This window comes from Curtobacterium poinsettiae, from assembly GCF_047226435.1.
Classification (GTDB): domain Bacteria; phylum Actinomycetota; class Actinomycetes; order Actinomycetales; family Microbacteriaceae; genus Curtobacterium; species Curtobacterium poinsettiae.
The window spans coordinates 2,671,878-2,684,859 of record NZ_CP178434.1 but is presented as its reverse complement, the minus strand read 5'-3'; the positions used below and the strand labels follow the sequence as shown (position 1 = coordinate 2,684,859).

Sequence of the window (12,982 nt, the reverse complement as noted above, 5' to 3'; positions counted from 1 at the left end):
CCAGCTGGTACCGGGCCTCCCGTCCGTCCGTCGGGGCGTCGACTACGCGAGCTGCGACGTCGGCGCCGAAGCGGACGTCAGCGGCACGATCACGCCGTGCGACTCGCGCAGGACGTCGAGCGTGCGCTGGACCTCGTCCGCGCGCTCCTCGGTCGTCCAGCCGAGCGCACCGGCGAGCACGTCGGCCAGCTCGTCGAGCAGGTCGATCGTGACCCCACCGACGAACGCCAGGTTCGTGCGGCGCAGGACGACGTCCACCAGGTGGACGGCCTGCTCGTGGCGGGCGAAGTAGGCGACCTCGGCGCGGGTGAGCGACGGGTCGGACTCGAGCGGCTCCACCGGGCCGTCGGTCAGGACGTCCACGACCTCGGCGGCACGGGTGCCGTAGCGCTCGAGCAGCCCCTCGACCAGTGACTCGTCCAGCCCGTCGCGGTGCGACTTGATCCACAGGGCGCGCTGGGCGTCGGTGGTCGGGAACTCCTTGCCACCGCCGATCGGCATGCCGGTGGTGTCGACCTTGCGGCTCATGCCGAGCTTGGTCGTCGCCTCGGTGGACAGGTGTGCAGCGAGGGCACGGAACGTCGTCCACTTGCCGCCGACGAGCGACAGCACGGTCGACTTCGGCAGGCCGGCGATCTGGGTGTCCACGATCCGGTAGTCACGCGACACGAAGCCGGGGGCGGTGTCCTCGTGGCGGGGGAGCGGGCGGATGCCGGAGTAGCTGTAGACGATGTGGTCGCGGGTGACCTCGATCTGCGGGAACACGTGCTTGACGAGCCCGAAGAAGTAGTCGATCTCCTCGTCGGTCGTCGTGACCGGCTTCGCGGGGTCGGCGTCGATGTCGGTCGTGCCGATGAGCACCCGGCCCTTGAGCGGGTAGATGAGGACGATGCGGCCGTCGTCGTTCTCGAAGAACAGCTCGCGGCCCTTGGTGGCTTTGAGCAGCTCGTCGTTGTGGACGACGATGTGCGAGCCCTTCGTGCCGCCCATGAACTTCGTCTCGCCGCCGAACGCCTCGTTCGTCAGGTCGGTCCAGGGGCCGGAGGCGTTGATCACGACGTCGGCCGTGAAGACGAACTCGTCGCCGGTCTCGCGGTCGCGCAGCAGGACGCCGCCGTCGCGGGTGCCGGCTGCCTCGACGTAGTTGACGGCGCGTGCCTTGTCGGCTCCCGCGGCCAGGCCGTCCTTGAGGACGTCGAGGGCCAGGCGCTCGGGCTCGTGCACGCTCGCGTCGTAGTAGGTGCCCGTGTACTTCAGGTCCTTGTTGAGGGCCGGCATGTCCTCGAGCGCCGCCTTCTTGGTGCGGAAGACGTGCTTCGGGACGGAGCCGCCGTCGCGCGAGAAGGAGTCGTAGATCGTCATGCCGATCTTGATGAGCATCGCGCCGCGCTCCTTGGTGGAGCGCTGCTTGTGCGTCAGCATGCGCAGCGGGGCGTTCATGATGCCGGAGAACGTCGAGAAGATCGGCATGGTCGTCTGCAGCGGCTTGACGTAGTGCGGGGCGATGCGGATCAGGCCGTTGCGCTCCTGCACGCTCTCGCGCACCAGGCGGAACTCGCCGTTCTCGAGGTAGCGGATGCCGCCGTGGATCATGTGGCTCGAGGCCGCGGAGGCGCCGGAGGCGTAGTCGCCACGCTCGACCAGGGCGACGTCGACGCCCTGGAGTGCGAGGTCACGGAACGTCGCGATGCCGTTGATGCCGCCGCCGACGACGAGGACCTGCGCGTTCGGGCGCTCGGTGAGGGCGGTCACCGTGTTCCGGGGCTGTGTCTTCTTCGACATGGTTCGTCGCTTCCTTCGTCTGTTCGTGGGGTCAGGATCGATCGTGCGCTCGTTCGACAGGGCGGGCAACTCGCGTGCACGAACGTGCAGCACACGTGTCGTCCAGGCCCGACGCGGCGGTCTGGAGGCGCGGCCGGGGTTGCAGAGGCCCTGCACGTCCGTGCATGGTTGCGTTCGACAGATCGGAGCACCATGAGTGACGCGGCTCAGCCCATGCGCACGCAGCAGGCGCTGCGCGCCGCCCACCTGTACTACCTGCAGGACCTGACGATGGACGCGATCGCCGACGAACTCAGCACCTCGCGCTCGTCGGTGTCGCGGCTGCTGAAGTACGCCAGGGACACCGGGCTCGTCGACATCCAGATCCGGTCGCCCCTGGACCAGGCCGCCGCGCTGAGCCGGAGCATCCGATCCCGCTTCGGGGTGCACGCGCACGTCGTCCCGGTGCCGGACCACACGAGCGACGTCGACCGGCTCGAGCGCGTCGCACTGTCCGCCGCCCGGATCCTGACGCAGTACGTCGAGTCGAACATGGTGATCGGGATCTCGTGGGGTTCGACCGTGAGCGCGGTCAGCCGGTACCTGGTGCCGAAGACCACCCACGGCTCGACGATCGTGCAGATCAACGGCGCCGCGAACACCCGCACCACCGGCATCGTCTACGCGTCCGAGATCCTGCGGCGGTTCGGCGAGGCGTACGGGGCGTTCGTGCAGCAGTTCCCGGTGCCGGCGTTCTTCGACGACCCCGCGACGAAGGAGGCACTGTTCCGCGAGCGCTCGATCCGCCGCGTGCTCGACCTGCACGAGCGGATGGACCTCGTCGTGTTCGGTGTCGGCGCCCCGCAGGCCCCGGTGCCCTCGCACGTCTACTCCGGCGGGTACCTGGACCCCGAGGACCGCGATGAGCTCACGCAGGCCGGGGTCGTCGGGGACGTCTCGACGGTGTTCTACCGGTCCGACGGCTCGTGGAAGGACATCGGCGTGAACGCACGGGCCGGCGCTCCCGACCTCGACACGATCAAGCGCGCGCCCCGGCGGGTCTGCGTCGTCGCCGGGCGGTCGAAGGCGGCGTCACTGCGGGGTGCGCTGGCCGCCGGGCTGATCACGGACCTGATCCTCGACGAGAGCGTGGGGCAGGCGATCCTGCAGCCCTGAGTCGGGATCTGACGCAGTTTGTCGGTGGTCCGTCCTACGTTCTGGTGCATGGTGCTTTCTCTCGAACGGCCCGGGCCGCGGTACTTCCGGCGGATGGTCGGCAGTGACGTCGACCAGGCCCTCGCGTTCTTCACGGGCGACTACGACTTCCGTGCTCCCGTCGTCCGGCGCACCCACGAGAACGCCCACTGGGACTTCGCGGGCGTCGGTGACGAGCGGATGTCCCTGCGCTCGTCGCGGTTCATGGTCGACCTGCGCAGCGAGAGCCAGGTCGACGACGAGTTCCTGGTCGCGTGGCTGCGCAGCGGTTCGAGCCGGATCACCACGGGCGGCGAGACGTTCGAGCTCCAGGCCGGGGTGCCGGTCGTGCTGCCGTTCGCCGAGCCCTACGCCCTGCACCACCACGACATCGCCCTGAACCTGGTGCAGCTCGACCGCGACTTCGTCCGTGCCGTCGCCGGTGACGACGACTTCGCGTTCGAACCGATGCGCCGCCCGACCGCCGACGGCATCGCGCTGTGGCGATCGGTGGTGCGGAAGTACTCGGCCGTCTGGCTCGACGTCGAACAGGCCATGAGCCCGATGGTCCAGCACGACATCGCCGAGGCGTTCGCGACCGCGGCGATCCGTGCGTTCCCGCGGCGCAACAAGTGGCGTGCGTCGGTGTCCGGCAGCGGCCCCGAGCACGACCGCCTGCGCCGGGCGCTCGAGTTCGTGCACGAGCACGCGCGTGAAGCGATCGGCACGCCGGACATCGCGGCGGCGGCCGGCCTCAGCCCCCGCGGGTTGCAGCAGTCGCTCCGTCGGCACCTCGACCAGACGCCGGGGGAACTCCTGCGCGGCGTGCGGCTCGACGGCGCCCGGACGGACCTGGTCGGCGGTGCGCTGGACGAGACGACCGTGGCCGAGATCGCGCGGACGTGGGGCTTCGGGCACCTCGGTCGCTTCTCGGCGACCTACCGCAGCCGCTTCGGTGAGCTGCCGAGCGAGTCGCTGCGCGGGCACTGACCGACTGCTGCGGCGGACGGTTCCGCCGAATCTCGTGACACGGATCGCGCTGCCGCTGTCCGGATGTTCGGCTCAGCGCTGCTGTGGGCGAATCCGGTGCTGAATGGACGGGACGAACGCACCGCCCACGAAGGAGTCCGCATGCGCATCGGCGTCCCCACCGAGATCAAGAACAACGAGTACCGCGTCGCGGCCACCCCCGCCGGTGTCGCCGAGCTCGCATCGCACGGCCACCAGGTCCTGGTGCAGGCCGGCGCCGGGTCCGGTTCGGCGTTCACCGACGACGAGTACCGCACCGCCGGCGCCACGATCGTCGACACCGCGGCCGAGGTGTGGGAACGCGCCGAGCTGATCCTCAAGGTGAAGGAGCCGGTCGCGTCGGAGTACCCGATGATCCGCCCGGGGCAGGTGCTCTTCACCTACCTGCACCTCGCCGCAGACCGCCCCCTGACCGACGCCCTCATCGACTCGGGTGCGACGGCCATCGCCTACGAGACCGTGCAGCTGCCGGACCGCTCGCTGCCCCTGCTGTCGCCGATGTCCGAGGTCGCCGGGCGGCTGTCCGCCCAGGTCGGCGCGTTCCACCTGATGCGGACGAACGGCGGACGCGGACTGCTGCTCGGCGGGGTCCCCGGCACGCCGAAGGGCCGCGTGGTCGTCATCGGCGGCGGCGTCGCGGGGGAGCACGCCGCGACGATGGCGCTCGGCATGGGGGCCGACGTCACCGTGTTCGACATCAGCCTGCCGCGGCTCCGGGCCCTGGACGCCCGGTTCGACGGGCGTGTCACGACCCTGCGGTCGTCGGCGCACGCCATCGCCGAGGCCCTGCGCGACGCGGACCTGGTCATCGGCTCGGTGCTGATCCCCGGGGCCTCGGCTCCCAAGCTCGTCACCGACGCCATGGTCGCCGACATGCGACCCGGCTCGGTGCTGGTCGACATCGCGATCGACCAGGGCGGCTGCTTCGAGGGTTCCCGCCCGACGACCCACGACGACCCCACGTTCGCCGTGCACGACACCGTGTACTACTGCGTGGCGAACATGCCCGGCGCCGTCCCGCGCACGAGCACGATCTCGCTGACGAACGCCACGCTGCCCTACGCCGTCGCGATCGCCGACCGCGGGTGGGAAGCCGCGCTCGAGGCCGACCCCGCCCTCGCCGGAGGCCTGAACGTGCACGCCGGCCGGGTCACGAACGCCGCGGTCGCCGCCGCGCACGGCCTGGTCGTGTCCGCGCGCTGATTCTTCGCGCTGAGCGACACCTCACGGCCCAATCGCTGCGTGAGGTGTCGCTCAGCCCGAAACGACGCGCAGGCAGTCGCGCGTCAGGCCGCCACCGGAGCCGCCGCCCGACCGGCACGGCCGCCGACCCAGCCGGCGCGGGCCCGCACCACCACGGTCACCACGACCACGGCCGCCGCAGCCACCACGGCCGCCACCGCCGTCGGGACGGAGACGAGCGGCCCGTCGAACCGGGCCACCGCGACCCACGCCAGGCCCCACGCGACCGAGGCCATCGGTGCCAGGCGTCCCCGGCCCCACAGCGCGATGAGCACCCCGACGAGCCCGGCCACCGCGGCGACGAGCACGCCCCACGGGTCCTGTCCGAGTCCGAAGCCACGGAAGCCCGCCGCCGTCAGCACCGCGGCGGTGTTGGCGGCCGTCGCGACACAGACCCACCCGAGGTACAGCCCGAACGTGCCGTCGGTCAGGATCGCCTCGACCACGCCCCGGGACGGGGTCCGGCGCAGGATCGTGAACGTCCAGATCAGCACGACGAGCAGTGCGACGATGATCGGTTCGCTCGCCCACAGGAACCCGAACTGCACCGACAGGATCCACGCGGCGTTGAGCAGCAGGGAGAGCACCGCCGGCACCACCAGCCGCTCGTGCCGTTCGTCGTTCGCGGTGCGGAAGAGCTGCAGCACCGCGTAGCCGATGAGCCCGGCGTAGACCACACTCCAGATCGAGAAGGCCGGGCCGTCCGGGGCGATCGCGGTCGAGGACGCCGACAGGGCGCCACCGGCGGCGTCCTGGATGGGCGTGCCGCCGGCAGCGCCCGACCCCACGTACGCGCCGATGACGGCGACGACCGCGCTCACGGCCACCGCGATGCGCTTCCAGATCCTCTTCATGACAGTCCCTTTCGTCAGCATGCTGATGACCTGCACCGTAGGCGGCCGGTGGCGGCGGTCGTGCAGCGCGCGTTCAGGCAGGACGCGGGGCGTGTGGCGGAGCCGGCACGGGCCTCCAGGCCGGAGACCGGCCACCCTGCGTACGGTGGGCGCGTGAGCGTCGAACTGAACACCGTCTACATCGACCGGATCGCCCCGATCGCGAGTCCGTCCCTCGACGACACCTTCCGGATGCTCGACGAGCAGGGCGCCAGTGCGTGCATCGTCCTGCACCAGCCCGACGCCCAGGAACTCGGCGACGTCGCGGTCGCCCTCGGTCTGCACGAGCTCGCCGTCGAGGACTCCGCCGAGGGGCACCAGCGACCGAAGCTCGAGCGCTACGGATCGACGCTGTTCGTGGTGCTCAAGCCCGCGCTGTACAACGACCAGCAGGAAGAGGTGGCGTTCGGCGAGGTGCACGCCTTCGTCGGTGAGACGTTCTTCCTCGTCGTGGTGAAGGCCGACCCGCGGGGCAAGCAGACCGTTCCCCGGGCACTGCAGCGGATGAGCGGCAAGCCGGGTCTGGTGACGGTCGGGCCGCAGGCGCAGCTCTGGGCGCTCATGGACTCCATCGTGGACGGCTACGTGCCGGTGATCGACGGGCTCGAAGAGGACATCAACCAGATCGAGGACCAGCTGTTCTCCGGCGAGGCCGGGGTGTCCCGCCGGGTGTACGAGCTGTTCGGCGAGGTCGTCGACTTCCAGCGTGCAGCGCGTCCACTCGTCTACATCATCGAGAACCTGCACCGCGGTGCCGAGAAGTACCACCTGCCGGTGGAGATGCAGCGCCGGTTCCGCGACGTCCTCGACCACTCGATCCGGGTGGTGGAGCGGCTCGACACCTTCCGGCAGCTGCTGCAGAACGCCCTGACCGTCGACTCCACCCTGGCGGCCCAGAAGCAGAACGACGACACGAAGAAGATCTCCGGCTGGGCGGCGATCCTGTTCGCACCGACGCTCATCGCCGCGATCTACGGGATGAACTTCACGCACATGCCCGAACTCGGCTGGACGTGGGGGTACCCGCTGTCGATCGTCGCGATGGTCCTGTTCGCGGCGATCCTGTACGTGGTGTTCAAGGTGAAGCGCTGGTTCTGAGCCGCGCCGCAGCCGGATTTGCAGCGGACGGCCCCGGACCGGAAAGCTCTGACGTGCAACGACGCCGACTGGAGCCCGCATGCCGCACGAACTCGTCCACCTGAGCGCCGGTGGCGTCTCGCTCGTCCTCGACTGCCGCGACGACGCGCTCCCCGCCGTCGTGCACTGGGGAGCGGCGCTCGGCCCGCTCGACACCGCCGCGCTGACGGCCCTCGCCGACGCCGACGTCACCCCGGTGTCCCCGAACGAGATGGACGCCCCCGTCCGCCTGTCGGTACTGCCCGAACCGCACCGGGGCTGGAGCGGCCGTCCGGGGCTCGCCGGGCACCGGGACGGTGCCGACTGGTCGCCGGCGTTCACGGTGACGGCCCTCGCGGTCACGGACACCACGGTCACCGCCGACGCCGCGGACACCACCGCCGGGCTCACGATCCGGGTGGTGGTCGAGATGCTCGGCTCCGGGCTCGTGCGGGCCCGGGCGAGCGTGACGAACACCGTCGACGGTGCCTACACCGTCGACGACCTGACGCTCGCGATGCCGATCCCGTCGGGGGCCCGCGAGATCCTGGACTTCGCCGGCCGCTGGGGCAAGGAACGGACCCCGCAGCGCCGGGAACTCGTCGTCGGCACCCACCAGCGCGAGGGACGGAAGGGCCGCACCGGCACCGACGCGGCGACCGTGCTGACGGTGGGGGAGCCGGGCTTCGGCTTCGCCCGCGGCCAGGTCTGGGGCGTCCACACCGCGTGGAGCGGGAACCACCGGCACCACGCCGAACGGCTCGCCACCGGCCGCCAGGTCATCGGCGGCGGCGAACTCCTGCTGCCCGGCGAGGTCCGGCTCGACACCGGTGCCACCTACGAGGGGCCGTGGGTGTACTTCGCGCACGGCGACGGACTCGACGACCAGGCCCGACGGTTCCACCGCTGGCTCCGCAGCCGCCCGCAGCACCCGACGACGCCGCGCCCGACGACGATCAACGTGTGGGAGGCCGTGTACTTCGACCACGACCTGGCCCGCCTCGTCGACCTCGCCGAGCGTGCTGCGGCCCTCGGCGTCGAACGCTACGTGCTCGACGACGGCTGGTTCCGCGGGCGCCGCGACGACCACGCCGGCCTCGGCGACTGGTACGTCGACGAGGACGTCTGGCCGGACGGGCTCGGCCCCCTGGTCGACCGCGTCCGTGCACTCGGCATGGAGTTCGGCCTGTGGTTCGAACCCGAGATGGTGAACGAGGACAGCGACCTCGCCCGCGCCCACCCGGAGTGGATCCTGCAGGCCGACGGACGACTGCCCGCGCGCTCCCGCGACCAGCAGGTGCTCAACCTGGCGATCCCCGAGGCCTTCGCGTACGTGCTCGAGCGGATGACGGCGATCATCGGCGAGTACGGCATCGAGTACGTCAAGTGGGACCACAACCGCGACCTCGTCGAGGCGGGCTTCCCCGGTGGCGGTGCAGCGGTCCACGAGCAGACCCTCGCGGCGTACCGGTTGATGGCCACGCTCGGCGAGCGGTTCCCGGCGCTCGAGATCGAGTCGTGCTCGTCGGGTGGCGGCCGCGTCGACCTCGGCGTCATCGAGCACACCGCGCGGGTGTGGGTGTCTGACGACATCGACCCGCTCGAGCGTCAGCAGATGCACCGGTGGACGCAGCAGCTCCTGCCGCCGGAGCTGCTCGGCTCGCACATCGCCAGCGGCCGGAACCACACCACCGGTCGGGTCCACGACCTCGCCTTCCGCGCCGGTACCGCCCTGGTCGGGCACCTCGGCATCGAGTGGGACCTGGCCGGTGCGACCGCCGAGGAGTCCCGGGCGCTCACCGAGTGGATCGCGCTGTACCGGGAGCTCCGCCCGCTCCTGCACGGCGGCGACCTGGTGCGCTCGGACGAGGTCGACGACTCGCGGCTCGTGTACGGCACGGTCACGCCGGACCGGCAGCAGGCGGTCTTCTTCCTGGCGAGCATCGGGCGCTCCGAGGTGTCCGGCACCGGCCGGGTCACCTTCCGCGACCTCGACCCGGACACGTCGTACCGCGTCGACCCCGTGGTCATCGGGGCCGGCCATGACCTGGTTCGACCGGACTGGTGGTCCGGCCCGCGCGTCTTCAGCGGACGGGTGCTCGGCACGGTCGGCCTGCAGCCGCCGCTCATGCCGGCCGAGGGCGTGGTGCCGTTCCGGGTGACGGCCGTCTGACGGCGGGTGGTCGGGACACCCGGCCTGGAGGCCCGCCCCGCGTCCGGCGGACCCGTCGCGGTCCGTCATCGGGTGCGTCCGGCCCGTTAGGCTTCCGGTCATGCCGCACTCCGGACACGCGACCCCGGTCTGGGCCCTCAAGCTCGCCGTCGTCACCGCCCTGGTGGGCGTCTCCGGCGGCATCGCCGGCATCGCGGTCTGGCTCGCGCTCCAGCTCATCCAGTTCGTCGCCTTCGGGTACGGGTTCGGTGGGCACCTCGAGGCGGCCGACGCCCCCTCCGGGCTGAACCGGTTCCTCGCGCTCACCGCCGCCGGGGTCCTGACCGGGTTCGCCTGGTGGGCGCTCCGTCGGTGGGGTCGTTCGATCGTCTCGGTCACCGCGGCCGTCGACGGCAAGCGGATGCCCGCCCTGGCGACGCTCGCGAACGCCGGCGTCCAGATCCTGGCCGTGGGGCTCGGGGCGTCCATCGGCAAGGAAGTCGCGCCGCGCGAGGTCGGGGCCTGGCTCGCCCAGCTCGTCACCCGTCGTGCGGGGCTGACGGCGCGCGAGACGAAGATCCTCGTGGCCTGCGGTGCCGCGGCCGGCCTCGCCGCCGTGTACGACGTGCCCCTCGGCGGTGCCCTGTTCGCGGTCGAGGTCCTGCTCGGCGAGATCAGCTTCGCGACCGCGCTGCCCGCCTTCGCCACGAGTGCCGTCGCCGCCATCACCGCCCGGCTCGTGATCCCGGACGAGGTGCTCTACCACGTGCCCGCGATGCACCTGTCGCCGTCGCTGCTGGTCTGGGCGATCGTCGTGGGGCCGGTGCTCGGGCTCGCCGGGGTCGGGTTCGTGAAGCTGACCAACCGACTGCAGGGCATCGCGCCGAAGGGCTGGCACCTGCTCGTCGTGCTGCCGCTGGTGTTCGCGATGGTCGGGCTCATCGCGATCCCGTTCCCGGAGATCCTCGGCAACGGGCGGGCGCTCGGCCTCGTCGCGATGAACAGCGCCCTGGACGATTCGTCGTTCGCCGGTCTCTCGCCGGTGGTGTTCCTGCTGCTGCTCGGGGTCCTGCGGACCGTGACCACCTCGGCCACCATCGGCGCTGGTGCGGTCGGTGGCACGCTGACCCCCTCGATCGCGATCGGTTCGGCGATCGGCGGCGGACTGGGTGGCGCGTGGCTGCTGCTCTGGCCGGCTGACGGCCCGAGCCTGGCGGCCTTCGCGTTCGTCGGTGCCGCGGCCTTCCTCGCCACCACCATGCGCGCACCGTTCACGGCGCTCGTGCTCGTCGTCGAGTTCACGCAGCAGGGCACCGACATCCTCGTGCCCTCGTTGCTCGCGGTGTCCGGCGCGGTCGCCGTCGGGTACGTCCTCGCCCGTCGTCGCAGCGCCCAGATGGTGTGAGGACCCCGGACGTTCCGGTGCGGACGGCGGCCCAGGGGCCTACTGTCGGCGCCAGGACGGAGCGACGGGCTCCGCACCGAGACGAGGAGCAGCCGATGGCGGGGTTCGACGACATCACGAAGAAGGCCCAGGAGTTCCTGAAGGACGGCAAGGTCCAGGACGCCCTGAAGAGCGAGAAGGCCGAGGACGTCAGCGACAAGGTGCTCGGCGGCGTGGCCGACGCGGTCAAGAAGGCCACGGGCGGCAAGTACGACGACAAGATCGACGGCGCCCGCGACGCAGCGGACGAGAAGATCGGCAACGAGTAACGAACGACGTGCGACGGCCCAGGTCCCGGCGTGGTCCTGGGCCGTCACCGTGCCGACTGGACGCGGTCGGGAACAACGGACACCATGGACGGGTTGCTCCGGACAGCAGCACCAGGAGGACGAGACGTGACAGTCGTGGCGCCGAACCAGCCGCTCACCGAGACCGAGGTCGAGGCGATCAAGCAGGACTTCCCGATCCTCGCGCAGGACGTGAACGGGCAGCCGTTGGCGTACCTGGACTCCGGGGCGACGGCGGAACGCCCGCGTCAGGTCCTCGACGCTGAGCGACGCTTCCTCGAGCACGACAACGCCGCCGTCCACCGCGGTGCGCACACGCTCGCGGCGCTCAGCACCGACGCCTACGAGGACGCCCGTGCCACCGTCGCCGGGTTCATCGGCGCGGCTGCCCCGGCCGAGGTCGTCTGGACCGAGAACGCCACCGACGCCCTCAACCTCGTCGCCTACGGCATGGCCAACGCCAGCCGCGGTCGCGGGGGCGTCGACGCCGCACGCTTCCGGCTCGGCGCCGGCGACGAGATCCTGGTGACCGAGGCCGAGCACCACGCCAACCTCGTGCCGTGGCAGGAACTCGCAGCCCTGACCGGTGCGACCCTGCGCTGGATCCCGGTCGCCGACGACGGCACCTGGACCGCCGACGACGCCGCAGCGCTGATCACCGACCGCACGAGGGTCGTCGCGTTCTCGCACGTCTCGAACGTCACCGGGATGATCGCCCCCGTGGAGCAGGTCGTCGGCCTCGCCCACGCCCGCGGTGCCCTCGTGGTGCTCGACGCCTGCCAGTCCGCGCCGCACCGTCCCCTCGACGTGCAGCAGCTCGGTGTCGACTTCGCCGCGTTCTCCGGGCACAAGATGCTCGGCCCGAACGGCATCGGCGTGCTCTGGGGACGGAGCGAGCTGCTCAACGCCCTGCCGCCGTTCCGCACCGGCGGCTCGATGATCACCACCGTGACGATGGAGGGCTCCGAGTTCATGCCGGCGCCCGAGCGGTTCGAGGCCGGCACGCAGCCCGTGTCCCAGGCGGTCGCCCTGGCCGAGGCCGTGCGCTACCTGCAGGGCATCGGCATGGAACGGGTCCGCGCCCACGAGGAGCACCTCGCCCGCCGGATGCTCGTCGGCCTCGCTGCCGTGCCCGGCATCCACCTGGTCGGCCCGCCCGCCGGTGTCCCGCGCTCCGGCCTGGTGTCCTTCGACGTCGACGGTGTGCACGCCCACGACGTCTCGCAGTACCTCGACGCGCAGGGCATCGCCGTGCGCTCCGGCCACCACTGCGCCCAGCCCCTGCACCGCCGGCTCGGCCTCGTCGCGACGAGCCGTGCCAGCACGTACGTGTACACGACCGAACACGACGTCGACCGGTTCCTCGCAGCCGTCGCCGAGATCCGCGACTACTTCGGAGCGACCGCGTGAACGCCCTCGACAGCCTGTACCAGCAGGTCATCCTCGACCACGCCAAGTCGCGGCACGGCGACGGTGCGATGCCGGACGCGGACGCCTCGCACTTCGAGCGGAACCCCACGTGCGGCGACGAGATCACGGTCAGCCTGCGGCTCGAAGCCGGCACCGACCGCATCGCCGGGCTCGCCTGGCAGGGTGACGGCTGCTCGATCTCGATGGCATCGGCATCGGTCCTCACCGACATGGCCGTCGGCCGCACGGTGCCCGAGTTCCTCGAACTGACCGAGGAATTCCGTACCATGATGCGCTCACGCGGCGTCGGTGAACCCGACGAGGACGTCCTCGAGGACCTCGTCGCCTTCCACGGCGTCTCCAAGTTCGTCATGCGCGTCAAGTGCGGCATGCTCGCCTGGGTCGCGGCGGAAGCCGCCGCGCGCGAGGCGACCGCGTCCCGCTGAGCCGGGTG

The 12,982-nt window shown here is 71.4% G+C and carries 11 protein-coding genes; 9 read left to right on the top strand and 2 right to left on the bottom strand.

The window, feature by feature from the left end:
* Positions 1 to 42 precede the first annotated feature (42 nt).
* Positions 43 to 1,782, bottom strand: coding sequence for an FAD-dependent oxidoreductase (locus ACL00U_RS12670; RefSeq protein ID WP_412873459.1), 1,740 nt, complete (start codon positions 1,780 to 1,782; stop codon positions 43 to 45).
* Positions 1,783 to 1,995: 213 nt separating this feature from the next.
* Here ACL00U_RS12670 and ACL00U_RS12665 point away from each other — a divergent pair, with 213 nt between their 5' ends.
* The 3 genes from ACL00U_RS12665 to ald all read left to right on the top strand — a co-directional run bounded on the left by ACL00U_RS12665 (position 1,996) and on the right by ald (position 5,187).
* Entirely contained in the window at positions 1,996 to 2,937 is a 942-nt protein-coding gene (locus tag ACL00U_RS12665; protein ID WP_017888463.1) for a sugar-binding transcriptional regulator, read from the top strand.
* A 48-nt stretch (positions 2,938 to 2,985) separates the two neighbouring features.
* Positions 2,986 to 3,945 carry a helix-turn-helix transcriptional regulator gene (locus tag ACL00U_RS12660; RefSeq protein WP_083389395.1) on the top strand — a complete coding sequence of 320 codons (960 nt, stop codon included), beginning with the start codon at positions 2,986 to 2,988 and terminating at the stop codon, positions 3,943 to 3,945.
* Positions 3,946 to 4,086: 141 nt separating this feature from the next.
* Positions 4,087 to 5,187, top strand: coding sequence for an alanine dehydrogenase (ald, locus tag ACL00U_RS12655; protein ID WP_017888465.1), 1,101 nt, complete (start codon positions 4,087 to 4,089; stop codon positions 5,185 to 5,187).
* 83 nt (positions 5,188 to 5,270) lie between these two features.
* On the opposite strand, the gene ACL00U_RS12650 is transcribed toward ald, so the two are convergent.
* Positions 5,271 to 6,080, bottom strand: coding sequence for a tryptophan-rich sensory protein (locus tag ACL00U_RS12650; RefSeq protein WP_017888466.1), 810 nt, complete (start codon positions 6,078 to 6,080; stop codon positions 5,271 to 5,273).
* Positions 6,081 to 6,233: 153 nt separating this feature from the next.
* Here ACL00U_RS12650 and ACL00U_RS12645 point away from each other — a divergent pair, with 153 nt between their 5' ends.
* From ACL00U_RS12645 to sufU, 6 genes are all read left to right on the top strand, one after another.
* Positions 6,234 to 7,217: a magnesium and cobalt transport protein CorA gene (locus ACL00U_RS12645; protein ID WP_017888467.1), complete on the top strand. Its 984-nt coding sequence runs from the start codon at positions 6,234 to 6,236 to the stop codon at positions 7,215 to 7,217.
* Between the two features lie 79 nt (positions 7,218 to 7,296).
* Positions 7,297 to 9,408, top strand: a complete 2,112-nt coding sequence (locus tag ACL00U_RS12640) for an alpha-galactosidase (RefSeq protein ID WP_071251995.1) — start codon at positions 7,297 to 7,299, stop codon at positions 9,406 to 9,408.
* A 100-nt stretch (positions 9,409 to 9,508) separates the two neighbouring features.
* Positions 9,509 to 10,792, top strand: a complete 1,284-nt coding sequence (locus ACL00U_RS12635) for a chloride channel protein (RefSeq protein WP_017888469.1) — start codon at positions 9,509 to 9,511, stop codon at positions 10,790 to 10,792.
* Between the two features lie 95 nt (positions 10,793 to 10,887).
* Positions 10,888 to 11,100 carry an antitoxin gene (locus ACL00U_RS12630; RefSeq protein ID WP_017888470.1) on the top strand — a complete coding sequence of 71 codons (213 nt, stop codon included), beginning with the start codon at positions 10,888 to 10,890 and terminating at the stop codon, positions 11,098 to 11,100.
* Between the two features lie 135 nt (positions 11,101 to 11,235).
* Entirely contained in the window at positions 11,236 to 12,528 is a 1,293-nt protein-coding gene (locus ACL00U_RS12625; RefSeq protein ID WP_412874070.1) for an aminotransferase class V-fold PLP-dependent enzyme, read from the top strand.
* A complete protein-coding gene (sufU, locus tag ACL00U_RS12620; protein WP_214532265.1) occupies positions 12,525 to 12,974 on the top strand; it encodes a Fe-S cluster assembly sulfur transfer protein SufU in 450 nt (149 codons plus the stop codon). The genes ACL00U_RS12625 and sufU overlap by 4 nt, the downstream gene beginning before the upstream one ends.
* Positions 12,975 to 12,982: the final 8 nt, after the last annotated feature.